Genomic DNA, 22414 nt, shown 5'->3' with positions numbered 1-22414 from the left:
GGGTCCGGGAGGATGAGATGAAGATGCTCTGGATAGCCGCAGCTGTGATCGCAGCCGTGCTGGCAGGTCCCGCCGCTGGCCAGCAATGGCCGACACGCAACGTCAAGCTGATCGTGCCTTATCCCGCCGGCGGCAATGTCGACAGCGCGGCACGCATCATCGCCGACAAGCTCCAGGAAAAGCTCGGCCAGCCCTTCATCATCGAGAACAAGGCCGGCGCCGGCGGCATGATCGCGGGCGAAGCCTTCGCGAAATCGCCGCCAGACGGCTACACGCTGTTCGTCGGCGCCAACGGCCCGGTGTTGTTCGCGACCGAAATCAACAAGCGCGACGCCTATAGCTGGAAGAAGGATTTTCTGCCGATCTCGACGATCTCGATGACGCCGCTGGTGCTGGAAGTGCATCCGTCCGTCCAGGCCAAGACGTTCAAGGAATTCATCGACCTCGCCAAGCGCGAGCCCGGCAAGCTGACCATGGCCTCGCCCGGCCCCGGCACCACCAACCACCTGCTCAGCGAGCTGATGCAGTCCAACCTCGATCTGCAATGGGTCACCGTGCACTACCGCGGCAACGCGCCTGCCATCAATGATTTGCTCGGTGGGCAGGTGCAGTTCGCGTTCGACCAGCTCACGGTCAGCCTCCAGCACATCAAGGCCGGCCTGTTCCGCGCGCTCGCCGTCACCAGCCCGCACCGCCTGAAGTCGCTGCCTGATGTCCCGACCTTCACTGAACTCGGCTACAAGGACTTTGACGGGCAGACCTTCACCGGGCTGTTCGCACCAGCCGGCACGCCGCCTCCGATCGTCGAGAAGCTGCAGGATGCGCTCGTGACGATCCTGAAGGACCCCGCCGTGGTCGACAAGTTCGACAAGCTGGGCGCCGAGGTCGTGGCGATGACGCCGGCCGAGTTCACCGCCTATCTGGAACGCGAGGATGCAAAGTGGATCCCCGTGGTCCGCAAGGCGAACATCAAGGCCGACTGACCGATGCAGATTGATCCCGCCGATCTCGGAGCGGAGCGGATCTACCGGTTGATGACCGGCATCGTGGTGCCGCGTCCAATCGCCTGGGTAACGAGCCTTTCCGGCAAGGGCGTGCTCAACCTTGCGCCGTTCAGCGCCTTCACCTTCGTCTCGCAGAAGCCGCCGATGCTGGCGATCAGCGTCGGCCGCAAGGGCGGCGACTACAAGGACACCGCGCACAACATCCTCGATACCGGGGAATACGTCATCCACATCGCGGATACGGCGCTGATGAATGCGGTGCACGAGAGCTCGGTCGAGCATCCGCCCGAGGTCAGCGAGGTTGAACTGCTCGACCTCGCGACGCTGCCGAGCGATCGCATCAAGGTGCCGCGGCTTGCCGTTGCGCCGGTCGCGATGGAATGCGTGTTCCGGCAATGCCTCGAGTTCGGCGAGGCGCGCAGTCGCTTGATTGTCGGTGAGGTTGTGATGTTTCACATTCGCGACGGTCTCGTCAGCAACGGCAAGGTCGAAACCGAGGCGCTCGACCCCATCGCCCGCATCGGCGGGCCGCGCTATGCGCGCCTTGGCGAGATCGTGACGCTGCACACCGTCTTCCAAACCCCGAAATCGACCGACTGAAACCTGCAATCGCGCCGGCCTGCTGCGCGGCCATGAAAGATGATTGGGAACGACAATGCGTCTGGTGAGCTACCTCGTGCATGGAGAGCCGCGTTACGGCGCGGCGGTTGAGGGCGGCGTCATCGATCTGACGAAGCGGATCGGTCGCGACTTCTCTGACGTCAAGGCATTGATCGCGGCGAACGCGCTGACGAAGGCGCAGGCGGCGGTGGCCGGACAAAAGCCGGACTTTGCGCTCGACGATGTGGTCCTGCTTCCGCCGGTTCCGGCACCGGAAAAACTCTGGTGCATCGGCGTCAACTACGCCGAGCGCAACGCCGAATACAAGGACAACTCCGACCTGCCGAAATATCCGAGCCTGTTCGTGCGCAGCCCGTCCTCGATGGTTGGCTCCGGCCAGCCGATCGAGAAGCCAAAGGTATCCGAGCAGCTCGACTATGAGGGCGAGCTCGTCATCGTGATCGGCAAGGGCGGTCGCCACATTCCGCGCGAGGCAGCCTGGTCGCACATTTTCGGGATGACCCTGTGCAACGAAGGCACAGTGCGCGACTGGCTGCGCCACGGCAAGTTCAACGTCACGCAAGGCAAGAATTTCGATCGTTCCGGCAGCATCGGCCCCTGGATCGTCACGGCGGACGAGCTCGATCCGCGCGGTCCGCACGACATCATCACGCGCGTGAACGGCGAGGTGCGCCAGCAGGACACGACGGAACGGCTGATGTTCCCGTTCGATTTCCTGATCGCCTATCTCTCGACCTTCGCCACCCTGAAGCCCGGCGACATGATCGTCACGGGAACGCCGACCGGCGCGGGTGCGCGCTTCGATCCGCCGCGCTGGCTGAAGGCGGGCGACGTCATCGAGGTCGAGTCGTCACGCATTGGCGTGCTGCGTAACGTCGTTGCCGCGGAGCAATAGCATGCTCGACGCCGCCACGATCGCAGGCCTTGCGGCACGGCTGGACGAGGCTGAGCGCACCAAATCGCTGATCACCATGTTCACGCGCGACTATCCAGATCTCACGATCGAGGATGCCTACGCGATCCAGCGTGCCTGGACGAGGCTTCAGCTCGACCGCGGCCGCATCGTCAGGGGACACAAGATCGGCCTGACATCGAAGGCCATGCAGAACGCGGTCGGCATTGCCGAACCCGACTACGGTGTGCTGTTCGCCGACATGTTCTATCCGGACGCAGGTCCCATTCCCTTCGATCGCTTTCTCGCGCCGCGGATCGAGGTCGAGCTCGCCTTCGTGCTGAAGGCGCCGCTGCGCGGGCCGGATTGCACGATCTTCGACGTGCTCAATGCGACTGACTACGTGACGCCGGCGCTCGAGATCCTGGAGACGCGCATGCATCGCGTCGATCCAGAGACGGGGAAGGCGCGCAAGGTGGTGGACACGATCTCGGACAACGCGGCGAATGCCGCGCTCGTGCTCGGCGGCCGGCCGTTTCGTCCCCTTGAGGCGGATTTGCGCTGGATCGGCGCACTCTTGTTCCGCAACGGCGAGGTCGAGGAAACCGGCCTTGCCGCTGGCGTGCTCAACCACCCGGCCAACGGCATCGCTTGGCTTGCCAATCGGTTGGCACCGCATGACGAGCATCTCGCGGCCGGCGAGGTCGTGCTGGCGGGGTCGTTCACGCGCCCGGTGGACATCCGGCGCGGCGACACGTTCCACGCGGACTATGGCGCGTTCGGCTCGGTCTCATGCCAATTCGTCTGACCCGGTAAATCAGGAGGTTAGCTCATGACGGCTCATCAGCGGCGCAAGAGCATTCACATCGGCGGCTTCAAGCATGCCAACCCGATTCCAAATGCCTGCCGCATCGGCAATCTCGTGATGTCCGGCGTCATCCTGGGCCGCGATGGCGCGTGCGGAGCGATGCCGGAGAGCCTGGAGGCGCAATGCGCCAACATGTTCGCGCACATGAAGGCGACGGTGGAAGCCGCGGGCGGGACCACCGACGATATCATCAAGATGACGGTGTGGTTGAAGGACCGTTCGCAGCGCGGCCCGCTGAATGCTGAGTGGCTGAAGATGTTTCCGGACGAGCATTCGCGCCCGGCGCGCCACGCACTGCCGATGGACATGGAGGGCGGCGCACTCGTGCAGTGCGACTTCACCGCCGTCATCGATTGAGGGGACTTCGCATGCCGACCTATCTGCCGTTCGATCCCAATCCGCGCCGCCCCGCCAGGCTGCCGCCGCCGAAAACCATCGACAGCCAGTTTCACGTGCTGGGCCCGGTGGAGAAATATCCGGTACGGCCCGGCGCGGCCTACCAGATGCCGACCGCGACCTGGGAAGCGGCGCTGCGCATGCACAAGGCGCTCGGCATCGAGCGCGGCATCATCGTGCAGACCACGACCTACGGCGCCGATCATGCCGTCGTGCTCGACGGCCTTGCCGCGATGGGGCCGAATTATCGCGGCTGCGCCAATGGGCTGGTGTTTGCCGAGGCGAACGACGCTTATCTTGCGAAGCTGCACGACGCCGGCGTCCGCGGCGCGCGCTTCAGCTTCCGCCAGGAGCTCGGCGCTGTGCTGTCGGATGCGGATTTCGCTCGCGCCATCGCGCGGATCCGTGAGCTCGGCTGGTACGCAAAAATCCAGCCCGAGAAGGATGGCATCATGTCGAGCGCCGAGAAATACCAGTCGCTCGACGTGCCGGTGCTGATCGACCATATGGCGCGTCCCGAGCCCGTGCGCGGCAAGGACGATCCCAACCTGCGCAAGATGCTGGAGCTGCTCGCAAAGGGCAACTTCTGGGTGATGCTGTCGCTCGGCGAGAAGACCTCGAAGGCAGGCCCGCCATGGGACGACGTGATCCCGATCGCGCGGGCCTATATCGAGGCGGCGCCCGACCGCTGCGTCTGGGCGAGCGACTGGCCGCACCCTGTCTCGGTCGTGCAACCGCCCAACGATGCCGACCTGCTCGAGCTGATGTATCGCTACGCGCCGGATCAGGCGACGCTGGAAAAGATCCTCGTGCACAATCCCGCGAAGCTGTTTGGGTTCGACGGCTAGGGCCGGATAGCTGGTCCGGCGCGCGGGTGGGGAGCAAGGCCAGTGAACGCCTTCTGCAACGAAGATATTCGAATGGATGAGAGTTGTAGGTATTAAGTTACCATCTCTTATGCCCCGTTTGGGTCATGTCGTTCATGTGGGCATCGTCTAGGTGATTGGACGATGTGTTCATGCCGCCCCTTTGAGATGTTCGTCGCCCCAGCCGCCAGGTTGATGACGCAATGACCGCCGTTCAACCGAGCAATGTTCGGTGCGCGTGCTGCGGGGAGCACTCGTCACAAGCACTCCCACCGGCCAGCAGCGAATTCGGCGCCTGCGATCTCGATCACCGCCCGCCTGAGACGATGCGCTCCACCATGGAGAGCTGGCTCCAGGAATGTCTGCATTGCGGTTACGTCGCAGCCGACCTCGGTCAAGCCGGGGAGAGCGATCGCCGGCTGGTCAAGACCGATCGATATCAGGTGCTGCGTCACGGGCCCTATGTCTCGCGCCTGTCGGGCCGCTTTCTGCTTCGCGCGGTGCTCGACTCGCTCGGAGGCCATCGGGAGCGCGCCTTCGCCAACGCGATCTGCGCAGCGTGGGATGCGGATGATCGCGACCTCCGGGAAGCCGCGCGATCCTTGCGCAGGCGCGCGGCGAGCTACCTGAAGGGGCATGACGAAAACTCGGTCGAACTCAAGCTGAGGCTCCTGGACGTCCACCGGCGTGCTTCGGACTGGAAGAGTGCGGACCTGATGGCACGGCACCTGGCGGGGCAGGGGCTGGACACGCAGATGTCAGCAATCCTCGCGTTTCAGGTCCGGCGGATCCACGCCAAGGACGAAGCCGCTTACACCGTCGCGCACGCGCTGAGCGGCGACCTCGGAGCCGAGCACCGGCTTCGGATCCTGCGCTAGGGATTCCCGGCGCGCCGGCGGCGCGGTCGGTTTACCAAGGGGCGTATTTTCCGCTCCGCGGCCTATCGCCGAACCCGTGCCGTTGGTGTAACTTTCCCGCAACAAGAGCGGCCTTTCTGCTCGCCAAATCAAGTAAAGAGGGCTGAGAGGGAGGCCCAAAGGGAGCCCAAGGGCGAGTTATGAGTCGCGTGGGACTGGTTCCTCTGCTGGAGATACAGCCATGGTCGTGGCGGGCGTTTGCGCTCGGCGCCCTGGTCGTGATGGCGTCAGCGGTTTTTCAGGGCGTGTGCGTTCTCCTTGGCGCCGACCTTTATTTCGCGGCCTTCCTGCCCGGCATCTTCGTCGTGGGAATTCTGGTTGGCGCTCCCGCCGCGGTGTTTGCCATTCTGCTCAGCATTCCCTTGGTGTGGTGGGCGTTCATGCCGCCGTTCTTCGAGTTCAGCCCGCTGACCATTGCCTATGCGCATGACATCAACCTGTTCTTCCTGTTCAGCGTGCTGTTGATCGGCCTGGCTGACCTCTGCCGCCAGACCGTGGCGATCATCGGCCGCGGCGATCTGAACGCGACGAGCGAGAACACCGCACCGCGCTCGCGGTGACGTGGCCGGCGCGCAACAGTTCGGAAACTATCCTCCCGCTCTTCTTCCGCCGCTAACTTTTCAAAAATTGTTCTGTCGCACCTTCGGCTCCGGAATGGACGAAGGGGAGTTTGGGACATGAACGGACAAGCCATCCTGGAGAATGTGCGCCGCTACCGTGCGATCGCCTCGCTGCATCGCCAGACGGCGGCGTTCCGGCCGCGTCAGAGCTGGTCCCTTTTGGAGCAGGCCAGCGAATGGGAATCGCGCGCGCTTGCCGAGCTCGAAGCTTACTTTGCCGGCTGCGAAAGCCGCTGGTCGGCGACGGAATTGGCTGCGGCCTGACCGGCGCCCTGCCGCCGCAGCAGCAAGCGCAGCAAGACCGCAAGCAGCGCGGCCATCGCGACCCCGCCGATGGCGGGGATCAACTGATGGCTCGCAGCATCGTTCGCACCATAGAACGCCTTGAGACCCGCGGTCTGCAGCATCCCATAGGCGCCGGCGATGAAGATCAGTCCATACATGGTGCCCCGTTCGCCTGAGCTGCCCATCCGCATGAGATCGGGAAGCAGCAGCGCCAGGCCGATCCCAGCAATCGGAAGGTCGTAATCATAGGCGTAGGGGCTGAGCATCACCGACACCATGGCGGCGATGCCGAGCGCGGTGCGCGTCGACAAGTTGCGCAGCACCGCAGCGACGATGGCAAGCAGCGCGAGGCCGGCCGCGACGACCTGTCCCCAGAACGCCAGCGCCGGCGGCACGCCGAGCGTATGCAGCGCCGCGTAGACCGAGATCATCCGGAACAGCGGATAGTCGCCATGTTCGAGATAGGTCGCCGAATCCCTGACGGCGCCAAGCAGCGCGGTCCAGATCTGCGGCCCGAGCACCGCCGTGCAGAGCGCGGAGCTCGCCAGCACGCCGGTCGCGGCGACGGCCAGCGTCATCCAGCGTCGGGTGATCAGGAGATAGAACGCCATCGCCACGGCGAGATGCGGTTTGATCACCATGGCCGCAAGCGCAAGGCCGGCGAAGACCTTGTTCGACGTTTCGCGCCGCTCGCCATTGAGGCAGACGAGGCCGACCAGTCCTGCGGTCAAGAATCCGTTCTGGCCGCAGGCAAGCGTGACGGCGAGCGTAGGAAACAGCACGACCAGGACCAGCGCGAACGCGTTGCCCGCAATCGACCGCAGCGTGATCAGGAAGAAGACGAGGGTTGCGGCCGTGAACAGGAAATAAGCGAGCCCCACCGGCAGGAGCGCGAATGGCGCGATCAGCAGGCTGAATTGCGGCGGATAGGTCCATGGCATGAAGTTCGAGACGCCAAAGGCCTCGATCTGCATCTGCAGCAGGCGGTCGAGCTGATAGGCCTGATGCAGGTCGCCGAGCCAGACGCGCTGCGCGACGATGTGGAAGTCGTCGAAATCGACGAGGCCGCGCTGCTCCAGCGATCCCAATCGGGAGAACCACGCCGTCTTGGCGAGAACGCTGATCGCCACCGCCCCGAGCACGAGGCGTGTGTACATGGTACGCTTGGCTTCCGAGGATTGCGCCAGCTCTAGTGTCTTCGCAAATCCCTTGACCAGCATGAATGGATGCCCTTTTGGCAGAAATGACTGTCCGTGCTGCTGCAAGCCCCGCGCTCGCGTACAGCGCTGCGAATTGCCAATGATTGCTGGATATTTCTTAAGAGAAATGCACTTTCGGGTTGTAGAAATGGAATCTGCAACACGGGCGGACGGTTTAGGCTTAACGAAGCTCTAAAATTCTCCCGCAGAGATCGACCGGAGCAGCGCGTTGGGAACCTGCGGAACCATCCGGGCGTCGATGCGGGCGTTGCCTGACTGCGCAGCGCATATGATAGCAAAGCGCGTGGGCCGAATCGTCGGTGCATCGGCCAGGGGCGCGCAATGGCAACTTTCAACCGCATCTTCACGACGCAACGGCTGCTGCAGATCATCTTCGTGCTGACGGCAACGCTGATCATGAAACTGATGAGCTGAACGCGCCTTCGCGCTACCGCCCGCGCAGCTCCGGCACGTCGGGCAGGTAGGCAGATCCCTCGGATCCCAGGAAATCGAACATCGCCTGCGCCGGCGGCAGCAGGATCTTGTCGCTGCGGCGGATCACGTACCATTGCCGCACGATGGGCAGGCCCGCGACGTCCAGGATAATGAGCCGGCCCTCCGCGAGCTCGTGTGCGACCGTGTGCGCCGAGATGAATGCGATGCCGAGACCGGCGATGACCGCCTGCTTGATGGTCTCGTTGCTGCTCATCTCCATGCCGATGATCGGTTCGAGATCGGAGCGCTGAAACATGCCCTCCATCAGCGTGCGCGTGCCCGAGCCGGGCTCGCGGGTGAGGAAGGTCTCGTGCACGAGATCGGTGAGGTTGAGACCCCGGTCCTTGGCGAGCCAGTGTCCCTTGCGGGCGACGATGATATGCGGATTGCGGCCCAACTGGCGGACGTCGACGGTGACGTCGGCCGGTGGCCGACCCATCACCGCGAAGTCGAGATCGTAGCCGTGCATGGCCTCGCGGATTTCCTCGCGATTGCCGATGGTCAGCTTGATCTCGATCTTCGGAAAGCGTTTTGAGAACTCCGCGATCGCGTGCGGCACGAAGTATTTTGCGGTGGAGACTGCGCCGAGATGCACCGTGCCGCCGGTGCGGCCCGCCAGAAGATCGAGCGCGCCCTGGCAATCCGCGATCGCCGCCTCGACGCGATCGGCGAGCGCCAGCACCTCGCGCCCCGCAGCCGTCAGCAACATGCCGTCACCGGTCCGCTGCACCAATGGCAACCCGGCGAGATCCTGCAACTGACGGAGCTGCTGCGTCACTGCCGGCTGGGTCAGGCCGAGATGGGTCGAGGCGGCGGTCACGCTGCCCTTGGCCGAGAGCGCCGCAAGCGAGCGGAGCTGCCGGATCGTCAGATGCCGGAGCTGCGTCGCCGGGTGGGTATTATAAGAAAATTCTTTGGCGCTCATTATGAATAGAAATTTTCCTTATTAGGCCGGCTCTGTCAACTTCTTCCGTGCTGGGACCGACCGCCCACCCTCGCGAGAGCGGGGCAACCAAGGCGGCGGCCGCAAGGGGACGGACGCAGATGACCGGGCAACTCAGGCTGGACGACTATCTTCAGCGGTATTCTGAAACCGCGCCGCATGCGCTTGCCGTTGCCGCGGCGGTCGATGCCATCGCGGCGGCCGCGATCGAAATCGCCGACCTCACCAGCACGGGACAGTTTTCGGACGCGTCCGGCCTGACGACGGGACGCAACAGCGACGGCGATTTGCAGCGCGACCTCGACGTCCAGGCCGACGCCATCATCCGCCGCTGCCTCGTCAGGCAGCCGATCGCCGCGCTCGCCTCGGAAGAAATGCGCGAGCCGCAGATGATCGACCGTCAGGCCAAGATCTGCGTCGCGATCGACCCGCTCGACGGCTCGTCCAACATCGACATCAACATGACAGTGGGCACGATCTTCTCGGTCCTGCCCGCGCCGGATGATCTGAGCCTCGCGTTCCACCAGCGCGGCACCGCGCAGCTCGCGGCCGGTTTCGTCACCTATGGTCCGCAGACTTCGCTGGTGCTCACGCTCGGTGAAGGTGTCGACGTCTTCACCTACGACCGCGCGAAAAAATGCTTCCGCCTGGCGCGTCGCGGCGTGCAAATCCCTGAGACAAGCGAGGAGTTCGCGATAAACGCCTCGAACCGTCGACACTGGGATCCGCCCGTTCGGGCCTTCGTCGACGAATGCCTCGCCGGCGTCGACGGCCCCGCCAACCGCAATTTCAACATGCGCTGGATCGGCTCGCTGGTCGCGGAAGCCTACCGCATCCTCACCCGCGGCGGCGTGTTCCTCTATCCGTCCGACGCGCGGCCCGGCTATGGCGACGGCCGCCTGCGCCTGACCTACGAGGCACATCCGGTCGCCTTCATCATGGAGCAGGCCGGAGGCGTGGCCTCCACCGGGCGCGAGCGCATCTTGGATCTCGCCGCGCACAATCTGCACCAGCGTGTGCCCCTGATCATGGGATCGCACCACGAGGTGCGCCGCGTCGAGGAGCTGCATTGCGATCCGCTTCTCGTCGCCAGTGTCTCGGCGCCGCTGTTCGCGCGGCGCGGCTTCTTCCGGCTGTGAGCGAGGTGTCGCATGTCCCGAAAGCATCCGATCATCTCCATCACCGGCTCTTCCGGCGCAGGCACGACCTCCGTCAAGAAGACCTTTGAGCAGATCTTCTTCCGTGAGCGCGTCAACGCCGTCTACATCGAGGGCGATGCGTTCCACCGCTATGACCGCGCCGAGATGCGCGTGCGGATGGCGCAGGAGGCCGAGCGCGGCAACAAGCACTTTAGCCATTTCAGCCCGGACACGAACCTGTTCGAGGAACTGGAGCGGGCGTTCCGCGACTATGGCGAGACCGGCACCGCGACGACGCGGCACTACGTCCATGATGCCGAGGAATCCGCATTGCACGGCGCTGCGCCCGGCACCTTCACCGAGTGGAAGCAGCTCCCGGAGAATTCCGACCTGCTGTTCTACGAGGGGCTGCATGGCGCGGTCGTCACCGACCGCGTGAACGTCGCGCGCTATGCTGACTTAAAGATCGGCGTCGTGCCGGTCATCAATCTCGAATGGATCCAGAAACTGCACCGCGATCGCAGCGCACGGGGTTATTCGACCGAAGCGGTCACCGACACGATCCTGCGGCGCATGCCGGACTACATCCATTACATCTGCCCGCAATTCACCGAGACCGACATCAACTTCCAGCGCGTGCCGACGGTGGATACGTCGAATCCCTTCATCGCGCGCTGGATCCCGACGCCGGACGAATCGATGGTCGTGATCCGCTTCAAGAACCCGCGCGGTATCGACTTCCCCTATCTGCTCTCGATGCTACCGCAAAGCTGGATGTCGCGTGCGAACTCGATCGTGTGCCCGGGCGCCAAGCTCGACCTGGCGATGCAACTCATCCTGACGCCGCTGATCATGCAGCTCATCGAACGCAAGCGCAGCCTGAAGTGAAGAACGGGAGGATCTGATGAACATCTCGGTCCACGCCGAAGCCGATACCACCGCGGTCAGTCATCGCGATCTCGCCAACGCCGTCCGCTTCCTCGCGGTCGACGCCATCGAGAAATCGCAGTCCGGGCATCCCGGCTTGCCCATGGGCATGGCCGACGTCGCGACCGTCCTGTTCTCGCGCTTCCTGAAATTCGACTCCGCGCATCCGAACTGGCCGGACCGCGACCGCTTCGTGCTTTCGGCGGGCCACGGTTCGATGCTGCTCTACGCGTTGCTCCATCTCACCGGCGGCGCCGTCAGCCTCGACGACATCAAGGCCTTCAGGCAATGGGGCTCGAGGACGCCGGGCCACCCGGAATACGGTCACACACCGGGTGTCGAAACCACCACCGGCCCGCTGGGGCAGGGGATCGCGACTGCGGTCGGCATGGCGCTCGCCGAGCGCATGGCGAATGCACGGCATGGCGACGGTCTCGTCGATCATTTCACCTATGTGATCGCGGGCGATGGCTGCCTGATGGAAGGCATCAGCCAGGAAGCGCTCTCGCTCGCCGGCCATCTGCAATTGTCCCGCCTGATCGTGCTGTTCGACGACAATGGCATTTCCATCGATGGATCGACGTCGCTGTCGACCTCGGACGATCACCTCGCCCGCTTTGCCGCCTCGGGCTGGTCGGTGCGCCGCGTGGATGGCCACGATTCCGAGGCGGTCGCCCAGGCGATCGCTGAAGAGCGCGCGACCGAAAAGCCGTCGCTGATCGCGTGCCGCACTATCATCGGCTATGGCGCACCGGACCGCCAGGGCACCGAGAAGGCGCATGGCGCGCCGCTCGGCGCCGAGCAGACCGCGGCGGCGCGGCGGGCTTTGGAATGGGACTATCAGCCCTTCGTCGTCCCGATCCCGATCATGAAGGCATGGCGGATGATCGGGCAGCGCGGGCAGGTCGATCGCCTCGCCTGGCTTGATCGCTACGAGGACGCGACGCCTGCGCAGCGCGAGCAGTTCATCGAGGGCAAGGCGGTGGCCCTGCCTGATACCTATGCCCAGGCCTCGGCAAAATTGCGCGAGAGCTTTGCGACCGAGCGCCCAAAGCTTGCGACACGACAGGCGTCGCATCAGGTGCTTGACGGCATTGCTGCCACCATTCCGGGCCTCGTCGGCGGTTCGGCGGACCTGACGCATTCGAACCTGACGCATGCCAAGAGTCAGCATCCGGTCAAGCGCGGCGCGTTCGCCGGCGATTACATCCACTATGGTATCCGCGAGCATGGCATGGCGGCCGCGATGAACGGCCTCGCGCTGCATGGCGGCTTCATCCCCTATGGCGGCACGTTCCTCGCGTTCTCCGACTACAGCCGGCCGGCGATCAGGCTGGCGGCGCTGATGAAGCTCCGCGTCATCCATGTCATGACCCATGATTCCATCGGGCTTGGCGAGGACGGCCCGACGCATCAGCCGGTCGAGCATCTCGCCGCGCTGCGCGTGATCCCGAATCTCCTGGTGTTCCGCCCCGCCGACGCGGTGGAGACACTGGAAGCCTGGGAGTGTGCGCTGGAGGCGACGAGCCGGCCCTCGGTGCTGTGCCTGTCGCGCCAGGCCTTGCCGACCTTCCGCAGCGATGCGCGCGGCAAGAACCGCGTCGCGCGCGGAGCCTATCTGGTCGTTACGCCTGACGGCGGTCGCGATGTCACGCTGATCGCGACCGGCTCGGAGGTCTCGCTTGCGATCGAGGCCGCCCGCCTGCTTGCGACCGAGCATATCCGCGCGGCGGTGGTCTCGGCGCCGTGCTTCGCCCTGTTCGAAGAGCAGGACGACGACTATCGCGCGCGGGTGCTCGGAGTTGCGCCGCGCGTCGGCATCGAGGCGGCGGTGCCGGGCGACTGGCCGCGTTGGATCGGAGCGGACGGCGAATTCGTCGGCATGCGTGGTTTCGGGGCCTCCGCGCCGGCACCCGTGCTTTACCGCGAATTCGGCATCACCCCACAAGGCATTGCAGAAGCGGCCAGGCGTTCTGTCGCCCGTCGCACAGAGGGAAAAGCAATATGAGCTTGCGTGTCGCCATCAACGGATTTGGACGCATTGGACGCAACGTGCTGCGCGCGATCATCGAGTCCAAACGTAACGACGTCGAGGTGGTCGCGATCAACGACCTCGGCTCGGTCGAGACCAACGCGCATCTCTTGCGTTTCGACTCGATCCACGGCCTGTTTCCTGGCGAGGTGAAGGTTGCCGGCGACACTATCGATGTCGGCCACGGTCCGATCAAGGTGACGGCGGTGAAGGACCCAGCGCAACTCCCGCATCGCGCGCTCGGTGTCGACGTCGCGCTCGAATGCACCGGCCTCTTCACCACGCGCGAGAAGGCGGCCGCGCATCTTCAGGCCGGCGCGCGGCGCGTGCTAGTTTCAGCGCCGGCAACCGAAGTCGACCTCACTGTGGTGTTCGGCGTCAATCATTTGAAGCTCACGAGCGACCATATCGTGGTCTCCAACGCGTCGTGCTCGACGAACTGCCTCGCGCCGCTCGCCCAGGTGCTGGATGAGACCGTGGGCATCGAAAAAGGCTTCATGACCACGATCCACTCCTACACCGGCGATCAGCCGACGCTCGACACCTTTCACAAGGACCTCTATCGCGCCCGCGCCGCGGCGCTGTCGATGATCCCGACATCGACGGGCGCGGCCAAGGCCGTCGGCCTGGTGCTGCCGGAGCTCAAGGGCAAGCTCGACGGCGTCGCGATCCGCGTTCCCACCCCGAACGTGTCCGTGGTCGATTTCAAGTTCGTCGCGAAGCGCTCAACGACCGCGAAGGAGATCAACGACGCGGTCACGTCAGCGGCGGGTGGGCGCCTGAGGGGCGTCCTCGGTTTCACCGACGCACCCAACGTCTCCACCGACTTCAACCACGATCCGCGCTCGAGCATCGTCCATCTCGACCAGACCAAGGTCATGGACGGCAATCTGGTGCGGGTGATGAGCTGGTACGACAACGAATGGGGCTTTTCCAATCGCATGGCCGACACCGCGGTCGCGATGGGCCGGCTGATCTGAGCTGCGAGAACAAAGACAAGCGAACGGAGACCTCCCTTGGCACGCATTACCCTTCGGCAACTCCTGGATCACGCGGCGACCCATGGTTACGCCGTGCCGGCGTTCAACATCAACAACATGGAGCAGGGGATCGCGATCATGCAGGCGGCGGCGGCCGTCGATGCTCCCGTCATCATCCAGGCCTCGCGCGGCGCGCGCAGCTATGCCGGTGATCTCATGCTCTCGCATATGATCGACGCGCTGGAGCGGACCTATCCCGATATCCCGCTCTGCATGCATCAGGACCACGGCAATGACGAGGCCACCTGCGCCAGCGCCATCGCACACGGCTTCACGTCTGTCATGATGGATGGCTCGCTGAAGGCCGACGCCAAGACCGCGGCCGACTACGACTACAATGTCGCAATCACCCGCCGCGTCGTCGATCTCGCCCATTGGGTCGGCGCCTCCGTCGAGGGCGAACTCGGCGTGCTCGGCTCGCTCGAGCATGGCGGCGGCGAGCAGGAGGACGGCCACGGCGTTGAGGGCAAGGTCAGCCATGATCAGTTGCTGACCGATCCCGACCAAGCGGTGGATTTCGTCCGCGCCACCAAGGTCGATGCGCTGGCGATTGCGATGGGCACCTCGCACGGTGCCTACAAGTTCAGCCGCAAACCGGATGGTGACATCCTGGCTATGCGGGTGGTCGAGGAGATCCATCGCCGCCTGCCGAACACGCATCTTGTCATGCACGGCTCGTCCTCGGTGCCGCAGCCGCTTCAGGACATGTTCAACCAGTTCGGGGGCGAGATGCCGCAGACCTGGGGCGTGCCGGTCGAGGAGATCGTCCGCGGCATCAGGAGCGGCGTGCGCAAGGTCAATATCGATACTGATTGCCGCCTGGCGATGACGGCCGTGTTCCGCAAGGTCGCCGCCCAGACGCGCAGTGAGTTCGATCCGAGAAAATTCCTCAAACCCGCGATGGACGCGATGCGCGACCTCTGCCGCGAGCGCTTCGAGCAGTTCGGTACCGCCGGTCACGCCAGCAGGATCAAGGTCACTCCAATGAGCGAGATGGCGCGACGATACCGCGCCGGCGAACTCGATCCGCGCATCGATATCAGCGAGCCGGTCGCGGCCTAACCATTCATAGAGAGAAGAGCAGGAGAGAGCCATGAACGCACATGCAGGCACCGTCCGCGGCAAGGAGCGCTATCGCTCGGGCGTGATGGAATACAAGCGCATGGGCTATTGGGAGCCGGATTATGTGCCGAAGGACACCGACGTCATCGCGCTGTTCCGCGTGACGCCGCAGGATGGTGTCGACCCGATCGAGGCGTCGGCCGCGGTTGCGGGTGAATCATCGACCGCGACCTGGACGGTGGTGTGGACCGATCGCCTGACGGCGGCGGAAAAATATCGCGCGAAATGCTACCGCGTCGATCCGGTGCCGGGCTCGCCGGGCTCGTACTTCGCCTACATCGCCTACGACCTCGACCTGTTCGAGCCGGGCTCGGTCGCGAACCTGTCGGCCTCGATCATCGGCAACGTCTTCGGCTTCAAGCCGCTGAAAGCACTGCGGTTGGAAGACATGCGCTTCCCGGTTGCCTATGTGAAGACGTTCCAGGGACCGCCGACCGGCATCGTGGTCGAGCGCGAGCGGCTCGACAAGTTTGGCCGGCCGCTGCTGGGCGCGACGGTGAAGCCGAAGCTCGGACTCTCCGGCCGCAACTACGGCCGCGTGGTCTACGAGGCGCTGAAGGGCGGGCTCGACTTCACCAAGGACGACGAGAACATCAACTCGCAGCCCTTCATGCACTGGCGCGACCGCTTCCTCTACTGCATGGAGGCCGTCAATCGCGCGCAGGCTGCGTCGGGTGAGGTGAAGGGCACCTACCTGAACGTCACCGCGGGGACGATGGAAGACATGTACGAGCGTGCGGAGTTTGCCAAGGAGCTCGGCTCGGTCATCGTCATGATCGACCTCGTGATCGGCTACACCGCGATCCAGTCCATGGCAAAATGGGCGCGGCGCAACGACATGATCCTGCATCTGCACCGCGCCGGCCATTCGACCTATACGCGGCAGAAGAGCCACGGCGTGTCGTTCCGCGTCATCGCCAAATGGATGCGGCTCGCCGGCGTCGACCACATCCATGCCGGCACCGTGGTCGGCAAGCTCGAAGGCGATCCCAACACCACGCGCGGCTACTACGACGTCTGCCGCGAGGACTTCAACCCAATGAAGCTCGAGCATGGCCTGTTCTTCGACCAGCCCTGGGCGAGCCTCAACAAGATGATGCCGGTGGCGTCCGGCGGCATTCACGCCGGCCAGATGCATCAGCTGCTCGATCTCCTCGGCGAGGACGTCGTGCTGCAATTCGGCGGCGGCACGATCGGCCATCCCATGGGGATTGCGGCCGGCGCGATCGCCAACCGCGTGGCGCTGGAAGCGATGATCCTCGCCCGCAACGAGGGACGCGACTATGTGCACGAAGGGCCCGAGATCCTGGCCAAGGCCGCTCAGACCTGCACGCCGCTGAAGGCCGCGCTCGACGTCTGGAAGGACGTGACCTTCAACTATCAATCCACCGACACGCCGGACTTCGTGCCGACCGCGCTGGAAACCGTCTAGGGAGACGCAAGATGAAACTCACACAAGGCTGCTTTTCCTTCCTGCCCGATCTGACCGACGACCAGATCTATAAGCAGGTGCAGTACTGCCTCGCCAATGGCTGGGCGGTGAACATCGAGTTCACCGACGATCCGCATCCCCGCAACACCTATTGGGAGATGTGGGGCCTGCCGATGTTCGATCTCCAGGACGCCGCAGGTGTCATGATGGAGCTCGCTGAATGCCGGAAGGTCTATGGTGATCGCTACATCCGCATCAGCGGTTTCGACTCCAGCCACGGCTGGGAGTCGGTGCGGATCTCCTTCCTGGTCAACCGGCCGCCGCGCGAAGCCGAGTTCGAGCTGGTCCGGCAGGAAGTGGCCGGCCGCGCGATCCGTTACACCACGGTGGGAAAGCCGGCCGCATCGGCCGCGCCGTAACACCATCCGTTCTCCGCGCGGAGCTCTCCCTGCTCCGCATCCTTGGCGGACAACTGCTTCGCCGCCTCCCTCGCGGCGAAGCGCTTTTTTCAGGACGGTCCATGCTTGATGTGCCCCACGCGTCGTCGACCGACAGCAGCGAAACCGCCTTCGACCTGCGCAAGGAGGCCGAGACTGCCGGGATCACGGAGACATTGCAGCAGCTCGAGCAGGAGCTGATCGGGCTCAAGCCGGTGAAGAGCCGGGTGCGCCAGATCGCTTCGCTGCTGCTGATCGAGCGTATCCGGCAGCGGGCGGGTCTCGTGTCCGCGCCGCCGACCCTGCACATGTCCTTCACTGGCAATCCCGGCACCGGCAAGACGACGGTCGCGCTGCGCATGGCGAAGATCCTGCACGGCCTCGGCTTCGTGCGGCGCGGGCAGGTGATCTCGGTGACGCGCGACGATCTCGTCGGGCAATATATCGGCCATACCGCGCCGAAGACGAAGGAGATCCTGAAGAAGGCGATGGGCGGCGTTCTCTTCATCGACGAGGCCTACTATTTGCATCGGCCCGATAACGAGCGCGACTACGGCCAGGAGGCGATCGAGATCCTGCTTCAGGTGATGGAGAACCAGCGCGAGGACCTCGTCGTCATCCTCGCCGGCTACGGCGAGCGGATGACGAGCTTCTTTGCCTCCAACCCCGGCTTCCGTTCCCGCATCGCCCATCACATCGAATTCCCCGACTATTCGGAAGCCGAGCTGCTGTTCATCTCGGAATTGATGCTGAGAGAGCGCGGCTATCGCTTCTCGAGCCAGGCACGGGAGGCGTTCGAAAAATACATCGCGATGCGCAGGACGCAGCCGTTCTTCTCCAACGCGCGCTCGATCCGCAACGCCGTCGATCGTATCCGGCTGAGGCAGGCTGACCGCCTGGTCTCCGACCTCGATCGCATGCTCGGTATCGCCGACCTCGAAACCATCGAGTCCGCCGACGTGCTGGCGAGCCGCGTGTTTACCGGCGGAGCTGATGCCGTGAGGAGCACCAAGCCATGACCAAGGAGATCGTGATCGCACCCTCGATCCTGGCCGCGAATTTTGCACGGCTCGGCGAGGAGATCGCCGCGATCGATGCCGCCGGAGCCGACTGGATTCATTGCGACGTGATGGACGGTCACTTCGTGCCGAACATCAGCTTCGGTGCCGACGTGATAAAGGCGATCCGCCCGTTCACATCAAAGACGTTCGACGTCCACTTGATGATCGCGCCCGTGGATTCCTATCTCGAAGCCTTCGCGAAAGCCGGCGCCGACATCATCACCGTGCATGCCGAAGCGGGGCCACATCTCGACCGCTCGCTGCAAGCGATCCGCGCGCTCGGCAAGAAGGCCGGCGTCAGCCTGTGCCCGTCGACGCCGGAGAGCGTGCTCGACTATGTGCTCGACCGCCTCGACCTGATCCTCGTCATGACGGTCAATCCCGGCTTTGGCGGCCAGTCCTTTCTGGGATCGCAGATCGAGAAGATCCAGCGCATCCGCGCCATGATCGGCGATCGGCCGATCCAGCTCGAGGTCGATGGCGGCGTCACGCGCGACAATGCGGCCGTGGTTGCCGCAGCCGGTGCCGATACGCTGGTCGCGGGTTCCGCCGTGTTCCGTGGCAACAGCGGTGCCGACTACGCCAACAATATCGCCGCTATCCGTGTCGCGGCGGAGGCAGGCCGTGTTCCAAGGCGGAACCATGGTTCGGCGCCGACAGCGCGTGCCGACGAGGGCGAACTCGTCCGCTAGCCCAAGGCGGTGCCATCGCATCGGCGTGACCGGGGAACACCGTCGCTACGGCTGACCCATCCCGAAAACGAAAGAGCCGCCGGTCGATCGCCTGGCGGCTCGGTCAGTGTCGGGCTTCCGCGCTGATGCGGCGGCCCAGGTGTACCGCCGTTACCTTGTTTGCGGCCATACGCGCAAGCGTATACGCCGGGTCGCCCGATCCGGCTGTGACCTGTGCCACACACAGGGCAACTTTCTCATTCGATCGGCATTGAATCCGCGCTGCGCAAACTCTCGCGGATTTGACGCAGAGCAAAGCGACTTCGCTAACACCCATGTAAAAGCCGATTCAAACAGCCGTGCGCTGCAAATGTTTCGCACAACCGCAATGTCTCTGACGTAATCCGGAGGAATAAGCCGGACATGAGTGGGAGGGAGAGTCTCATGGAAAACGTCCGCCGTTACCGGGCACTGGCGTCTCTCTGCCGTCAGCAGGCGGCCTACCGTCCGCTACAGAGCTGGGATCTGCTCGGCCAAGCCGAGCATTTCGAACATCTCGCCGAAACGGAACTGAAGGCGCATTTCGACGCGTGCAATGCGCAACGGGCCAATGACGAGGCTGCCGCAGCGAAGTGGGAAGCCCACGCAGCGGCATGAAGACCGTTCGCCTCCCCGATCTTAGTGTGACATCAGTGTCGGCACCGTCATGGATTGCAGCATGGCGCGGGTGACGCCGCCGAGAAAGCTCTCCTGCAATCGCGAATGGCCGTAGCCGCCCATCACGAGGAGGTCGAGGGATTCGTCGGCCGCCAGTGAGAGGATGGTCGGCTGGATATCGGCGCGTACAGCCGAGAGGCTGACGATGCGTGTCGAGAGGCCAAGCCTTGCGAGATGTTTTGCAAGTGCGTCCGCCGAGGCCTCGCCGGGGGCGGACTCGGCTTCGTTCACTGCGATGATGGCAATCTCTTCGGCCCGCATCAGGAAGGGCATGGCATCGCGCACGGCGCGCGCGGCAACACGGCTGCCGTCCCAGCACACGCCGATCCGCTCCGTCTTGAATGACCCGCGATAGATATGCGGCAGGAACAGCACGGGGCCGCCCGACTGGAACAGGATCTCGCGCGACAGGTCGTTGTCGAACGAACCGTGCTCGGGATCCGGCTGCAGCACGACGCTGAGATCGTAAAGCCGCGCCATCGCGCCGACGGCGCTCGCGGCGTCCGCCGGGATTGCCCCGAGCGGAAGGCAGGAATAGGCGATGCCGGCGTTCTTGGCTTCGGACTCGAACACCGAAAGCGCCGTTGCGGCCCGCTCCATCGCGCGTTCGCGTTCCATCTCGAACACCGCCGCGACCGCAGCGCCGCCTTCCATGACGTAGGCCGTCGAGGTCGCGACATAGCCGACCGACACGGCGTCGAGATGGGCGTTGAGGTTAGCGGCCAGCGAAATCGAACCGTCGATCACGGGCCGCATCGGCCGTTCGGTCGGGATATGGACGAGGATGTCTTTGATCATGGCGCTTCTCCGGCCAGCATGTCGACCAATCATTGTCCTGCGTTGGCAGGCGCACCTTGAGCTGCGTCAAAGCCGCAAGGTGAATCTGCTTGCGGCCGCAGATCGCACCCTTCTCTTCTTTGCCAAGAATTAATCATCTGGACGGGACGCCGTAATGTCGCGCGATCCATGTTGGGGACAAGGCGACTATAGACCCAACATGGACATTTCGACATGAACGATCACGTCAATCCCGTTTCCTCCAACATGCGCAGCGTTCTCCGGCCGCGCCGACTGGCGCTTCTCGGTACAGTGGCCGCGCTCGGCGTCGCAATGCTTGCCTCAGCACCCGGCGGCAGCTTCATCAATGCGGCCGCGTTCACGTCGCCCGCTCTGGCCGCGGAAGCGAGCCAGGCTCCGGTCGGCTTTGCCGATCTCGTCGCCAAGGTGAAGCCCGCCGTAATCTCGGTGCGCGTCAAGATCGATCAGGACAACGACAAGAACGCGATGTTCCAGCAGAACCGGATGGAGTCGGACGAAGACTCGCCGTTCGACCAGTTCTCGAAGCAGTTCGGCTTCCGCGGTCCCAACGGCATGCAGCAGTTCAGGAACGGCATGCCGCAGCGCCATCGCCAGGTCACGGGTGAGGGCTCCGGCTTCTTCATCTCCGCCGACGGTTATGCGGTGACCAACAACCATGTCGTCGACCACGCCGAGTCCGTGCAAGTGACCATGGATGACGGCACGGTCTATACCGCGAAAGTGGTCGGTACCGACCCGAAGACGGATCTCGCGCTGATCAAGGTCGAGGGCAAGAAGGACTTTCCGTTCGTCAAGTTCGCGGACGCTCGACCGCGGATCGGCGACTGGGTGGTTGCGGTCGGCAACCCCTTCGGCCTCGGCGGCACGGTGACGGCAGGCATCGTCTCGGCCAGCGGCCGCGACATCGGCGCGGGCCCCTATGACGATTACATCCAGATCGACGCGCCCATCAACAAGGGCAACTCCGGCGGTCCGGCGTTCGACATGAATGGCAACGTGATCGGCGTGAACACCGCGATCTTCTCGCCGTCGGGCGGCTCGGTCGGCATCGGCTTCGACATTCCGGCGCAGACCGCCAAGCTTGTCGTCGCCCAGTTGAAGGACAAGGGCTCGGTGACCCGCGGCTGGCTCGGCGTGCAGGTGCAGCCGGTGAACGCGGACATCGCCGACAGCCTCGGCCTGAAGGACGCCAAGGGCGCGATCGTCGACAATCCGCAGGATGGCAGCCCTGCGGCGAAGGCCGGTATCGAGGCCGGCGACGTCATCACCGCCGTCAACGGCACCGCGATCAAGGATTCGCGCGAGCTCGCCCGCACCATCAGCGCGATGGCGCCGGGAAGCTCGGTGAAGCTCGACGTCTGGCACAAGGGCGCGGCCAAGACCGTGACACTCACGCTCGGCGAACTGCCGAATGAGCGTCAGGCCAAGAACGACAAGTCGGGCGGCAAGGCGGATGAAGGGCAGGCCCAGCCGGGTACGCCGCGCCTGGGCCTCGGTCTCGCGCCGGCGGGCGAGGTGCAGGGCGCCGGCCAGAAGGGTCTCGTGGTGACGCAGGTCGATCCGGAGGGACCGGCGGCGCAGCGCGGCATCCAGACCGGTGACGTCATCCTCAATGTCGGCGGCAAGGCCGTTGCCAGCGTCGCTGACGTGCGCTCCGAACTCATGCAGGCCAAGTCGGCCGGCAAGCGCAGCGTGCTCTTGCAGGTGAAGAGCTCGGACGCGACCAAGTTCGTCGCGGTGCCGCTGGCCTGATCAGGCGTGCGATCCAGCCAGGGGCGGCCTGCGGGCCGCCCCTTTCATTTGTCCGGTGGATAGCTGGTCCAGTCCCGATAACATTCGCGTTAACGTGAGTTGGTTGACTGGGTTCGGCCGAGAATCATTGCCAGATTGGAATCGGGCGCGCGCTTCCAG

Annotated in this window: 23 protein-coding genes; 20 read left to right on the top strand and 3 right to left on the bottom strand. The window is 64.4% G+C overall.

Annotation, left to right across the window (positions count from 1 at the left end; translation table 11 throughout):
* The first annotated feature begins 17 nt into the window (after window positions 1-17).
* The 9 genes from JQ632_RS06130 (at window position 18) to JQ632_RS06090 (ending at window position 6448) form a co-directional block, all read left to right on the top strand.
* Window positions 18-983 (top strand): tripartite tricarboxylate transporter substrate binding protein, encoded by a 966-nt coding sequence (locus JQ632_RS06130; RefSeq protein ID WP_212401388.1) that lies wholly within the window; start codon window positions 18-20, stop codon window positions 981-983.
* Window positions 984-986: 3 nt separating this feature from the next.
* Window positions 987-1604: a flavin reductase family protein gene (locus JQ632_RS06125; RefSeq protein WP_212401387.1), complete on the top strand. Its 618-nt coding sequence runs from the start codon at window positions 987-989 to the stop codon at window positions 1602-1604.
* Window positions 1605-1659: 55 nt separating this feature from the next.
* Window positions 1660-2520, top strand: a complete 861-nt coding sequence (locus JQ632_RS06120; RefSeq protein ID WP_212401386.1) for a fumarylacetoacetate hydrolase family protein — start codon at window positions 1660-1662, stop codon at window positions 2518-2520.
* 1 nt (window position 2521) lies between these two features.
* Complete coding sequence (gene hpaH / locus JQ632_RS06115) at window positions 2522-3325, top strand: 2-oxo-hept-4-ene-1,7-dioate hydratase (RefSeq protein ID WP_212401385.1); 804 nt, start codon at window positions 2522-2524, stop codon at window positions 3323-3325.
* A 24-nt stretch (window positions 3326-3349) separates the two neighbouring features.
* On the top strand, window positions 3350-3742 hold the full coding sequence (locus JQ632_RS06110) for a RidA family protein (protein ID WP_212401384.1): 393 nt from the start codon (window positions 3350-3352) through the stop codon (window positions 3740-3742).
* A gap of 11 nt (window positions 3743-3753) precedes the next feature.
* On the top strand, window positions 3754-4629 hold the full coding sequence (locus tag JQ632_RS06105) for an amidohydrolase (RefSeq protein WP_212401383.1): 876 nt from the start codon (window positions 3754-3756) through the stop codon (window positions 4627-4629).
* Window positions 4630-4850: 221 nt separating this feature from the next.
* Entirely contained in the window at window positions 4851-5525 is a 675-nt protein-coding gene (locus JQ632_RS06100) for a hypothetical protein (RefSeq protein WP_212401382.1), read from the top strand.
* Window positions 5526-5704: 179 nt separating this feature from the next.
* Window positions 5705-6124 (top strand): DUF4118 domain-containing protein, encoded by a 420-nt coding sequence (locus JQ632_RS06095; protein ID WP_212401381.1) that lies wholly within the window; start codon window positions 5705-5707, stop codon window positions 6122-6124.
* A gap of 117 nt (window positions 6125-6241) precedes the next feature.
* Window positions 6242-6448 carry a hypothetical protein gene (locus tag JQ632_RS06090; RefSeq protein WP_212401380.1) on the top strand — a complete coding sequence of 69 codons (207 nt, stop codon included), beginning with the start codon at window positions 6242-6244 and terminating at the stop codon, window positions 6446-6448.
* On the opposite strand, the gene JQ632_RS06085 is transcribed toward JQ632_RS06090, so the two are convergent.
* Window positions 6394-7689, bottom strand: coding sequence for a glycosyltransferase family 87 protein (locus tag JQ632_RS06085; protein WP_212401379.1), 1296 nt, complete (start codon window positions 7687-7689; stop codon window positions 6394-6396). The two genes, JQ632_RS06090 and JQ632_RS06085, sit on opposite strands and share 55 nt — an antisense overlap.
* A gap of 427 nt (window positions 7690-8116) precedes the next feature.
* Window positions 8117-9088, bottom strand: coding sequence for a LysR family transcriptional regulator (locus JQ632_RS06080; protein WP_212401378.1), 972 nt, complete (start codon window positions 9086-9088; stop codon window positions 8117-8119).
* A 119-nt stretch (window positions 9089-9207) separates the two neighbouring features.
* Between JQ632_RS06080 and JQ632_RS06075 the strand changes: the two genes are divergently transcribed.
* From JQ632_RS06075 to JQ632_RS06030, 10 genes are all read left to right on the top strand, one after another.
* Window positions 9208-10245 carry a class 1 fructose-bisphosphatase gene (locus JQ632_RS06075; RefSeq protein WP_212401377.1) on the top strand — a complete coding sequence of 346 codons (1038 nt, stop codon included), beginning with the start codon at window positions 9208-9210 and terminating at the stop codon, window positions 10243-10245.
* A gap of 12 nt (window positions 10246-10257) precedes the next feature.
* Complete coding sequence (locus tag JQ632_RS06070) at window positions 10258-11133, top strand: phosphoribulokinase (RefSeq protein ID WP_212401376.1); 876 nt, start codon at window positions 10258-10260, stop codon at window positions 11131-11133.
* 16 nt (window positions 11134-11149) lie between these two features.
* Window positions 11150-13180: a transketolase gene (gene tkt, locus JQ632_RS06065; protein WP_212401375.1), complete on the top strand. Its 2031-nt coding sequence runs from the start codon at window positions 11150-11152 to the stop codon at window positions 13178-13180.
* A complete protein-coding gene (gene gap, locus JQ632_RS06060) occupies window positions 13177-14184 on the top strand; it encodes a type I glyceraldehyde-3-phosphate dehydrogenase (RefSeq protein ID WP_212401374.1) in 1008 nt (335 codons plus the stop codon). Before tkt ends, gap begins: the two co-directional genes overlap by 4 nt.
* A 36-nt stretch (window positions 14185-14220) precedes the next feature.
* Complete coding sequence (gene fba, locus JQ632_RS06055) at window positions 14221-15306, top strand: class II fructose-bisphosphate aldolase (RefSeq protein WP_212401373.1); 1086 nt, start codon at window positions 14221-14223, stop codon at window positions 15304-15306.
* Window positions 15307-15337: 31 nt separating this feature from the next.
* Window positions 15338-16798: a form I ribulose bisphosphate carboxylase large subunit gene (locus JQ632_RS06050; RefSeq protein WP_212401372.1), complete on the top strand. Its 1461-nt coding sequence runs from the start codon at window positions 15338-15340 to the stop codon at window positions 16796-16798.
* Between the two features lie 11 nt (window positions 16799-16809).
* A complete protein-coding gene (locus tag JQ632_RS06045; RefSeq protein ID WP_212401371.1) occupies window positions 16810-17217 on the top strand; it encodes a ribulose bisphosphate carboxylase small subunit in 408 nt (135 codons plus the stop codon).
* 101 nt (window positions 17218-17318) lie between these two features.
* Window positions 17319-18254 carry a CbbX protein gene (cbbX, locus tag JQ632_RS06040; protein WP_212401370.1) on the top strand — a complete coding sequence of 312 codons (936 nt, stop codon included), beginning with the start codon at window positions 17319-17321 and terminating at the stop codon, window positions 18252-18254.
* A complete protein-coding gene (gene rpe / locus JQ632_RS06035; RefSeq protein WP_212401369.1) occupies window positions 18251-18988 on the top strand; it encodes a ribulose-phosphate 3-epimerase in 738 nt (245 codons plus the stop codon). The genes cbbX and rpe overlap by 4 nt, the downstream gene beginning before the upstream one ends.
* Before the next feature lie 423 nt (window positions 18989-19411).
* Window positions 19412-19624: a hypothetical protein gene (locus JQ632_RS06030; RefSeq protein ID WP_212401368.1), complete on the top strand. Its 213-nt coding sequence runs from the start codon at window positions 19412-19414 to the stop codon at window positions 19622-19624.
* Between the two features lie 21 nt (window positions 19625-19645).
* Here the strand turns inward: JQ632_RS06030 and JQ632_RS06025 are convergent, their stop codons facing one another.
* On the bottom strand, window positions 19646-20482 hold the full coding sequence (locus tag JQ632_RS06025) for a universal stress protein (RefSeq protein ID WP_212401367.1): 837 nt from the start codon (window positions 20480-20482) through the stop codon (window positions 19646-19648).
* A 213-nt stretch (window positions 20483-20695) separates the two neighbouring features.
* Here JQ632_RS06025 and JQ632_RS06020 point away from each other — a divergent pair, with 213 nt between their 5' ends.
* The gene (locus tag JQ632_RS06020) at window positions 20696-22255 is read left to right on the top strand and encodes a Do family serine endopeptidase (RefSeq protein ID WP_212401366.1); all 1560 of its coding nucleotides are present in this window, start codon (window positions 20696-20698) and stop codon (window positions 22253-22255) included.
* Window positions 22256-22414: the final 159 nt, after the last annotated feature.

It is taken from the genome of Bradyrhizobium liaoningense (assembly GCF_018130955.1).
Lineage (GTDB): Bacteria > Pseudomonadota > Alphaproteobacteria > Rhizobiales > Xanthobacteraceae > Bradyrhizobium > Bradyrhizobium liaoningense_C.
This window is presented reverse-complemented; position numbering and strand designations above follow the sequence as displayed.

Excerpts from the sequence above, each read along its gene's own strand:
- JQ632_RS06075 (WP_212401377.1), top strand. The coding sequence starts at position 9,208 with ATGACCGGGCAACTCAGGCTGGACGACTATCTTCAGCGGTATTCTGAA.
- tkt (WP_212401375.1), top strand. The coding sequence starts at position 11,150 with ATGAACATCTCGGTCCACGCCGAAGCCGATACCACCGCGGTCAGTCAT.
- JQ632_RS06025 (WP_212401367.1), bottom strand. The coding sequence starts at position 20,482 with ATGATCAAAGACATCCTCGTCCATATCCCGACCGAACGGCCGATGCGG.
- JQ632_RS06105 (WP_212401383.1), top strand. The coding sequence starts at position 3,754 with ATGCCGACCTATCTGCCGTTCGATCCCAATCCGCGCCGCCCCGCCAGG.
- JQ632_RS06020 (WP_212401366.1), top strand. The coding sequence starts at position 20,696 with ATGAACGATCACGTCAATCCCGTTTCCTCCAACATGCGCAGCGTTCTC.
- JQ632_RS06045 (WP_212401371.1), top strand. The coding sequence starts at position 16,810 with ATGAAACTCACACAAGGCTGCTTTTCCTTCCTGCCCGATCTGACCGAC.
- JQ632_RS06050 (WP_212401372.1), top strand. The coding sequence starts at position 15,338 with ATGAACGCACATGCAGGCACCGTCCGCGGCAAGGAGCGCTATCGCTCG.
- JQ632_RS06125 (WP_212401387.1), top strand. The coding sequence starts at position 987 with ATGCAGATTGATCCCGCCGATCTCGGAGCGGAGCGGATCTACCGGTTG.
- JQ632_RS06090 (WP_212401380.1), top strand. The coding sequence starts at position 6,242 with ATGAACGGACAAGCCATCCTGGAGAATGTGCGCCGCTACCGTGCGATC.
- JQ632_RS06080 (WP_212401378.1), bottom strand. The coding sequence starts at position 9,088 with ATGAGCGCCAAAGAATTTTCTTATAATACCCACCCGGCGACGCAGCTC.
- JQ632_RS06120 (WP_212401386.1), top strand. The coding sequence starts at position 1,660 with ATGCGTCTGGTGAGCTACCTCGTGCATGGAGAGCCGCGTTACGGCGCG.
- JQ632_RS06030 (WP_212401368.1), top strand. The coding sequence starts at position 19,412 with ATGGAAAACGTCCGCCGTTACCGGGCACTGGCGTCTCTCTGCCGTCAG.
- JQ632_RS06100 (WP_212401382.1), top strand. The coding sequence starts at position 4,851 with ATGACCGCCGTTCAACCGAGCAATGTTCGGTGCGCGTGCTGCGGGGAG.
- rpe (WP_212401369.1), top strand. The coding sequence starts at position 18,251 with ATGACCAAGGAGATCGTGATCGCACCCTCGATCCTGGCCGCGAATTTT.
- gap (WP_212401374.1), top strand. The coding sequence starts at position 13,177 with ATGAGCTTGCGTGTCGCCATCAACGGATTTGGACGCATTGGACGCAAC.
- JQ632_RS06085 (WP_212401379.1), bottom strand. The coding sequence starts at position 7,689 with ATGCTGGTCAAGGGATTTGCGAAGACACTAGAGCTGGCGCAATCCTCG.
- JQ632_RS06070 (WP_212401376.1), top strand. The coding sequence starts at position 10,258 with ATGTCCCGAAAGCATCCGATCATCTCCATCACCGGCTCTTCCGGCGCA.
- cbbX (WP_212401370.1), top strand. The coding sequence starts at position 17,319 with ATGCTTGATGTGCCCCACGCGTCGTCGACCGACAGCAGCGAAACCGCC.
- JQ632_RS06110 (WP_212401384.1), top strand. The coding sequence starts at position 3,350 with ATGACGGCTCATCAGCGGCGCAAGAGCATTCACATCGGCGGCTTCAAG.
- JQ632_RS06095 (WP_212401381.1), top strand. The coding sequence starts at position 5,705 with ATGAGTCGCGTGGGACTGGTTCCTCTGCTGGAGATACAGCCATGGTCG.
- hpaH (WP_212401385.1), top strand. The coding sequence starts at position 2,522 with ATGCTCGACGCCGCCACGATCGCAGGCCTTGCGGCACGGCTGGACGAG.
- JQ632_RS06130 (WP_212401388.1), top strand. The coding sequence starts at position 18 with ATGAAGATGCTCTGGATAGCCGCAGCTGTGATCGCAGCCGTGCTGGCA.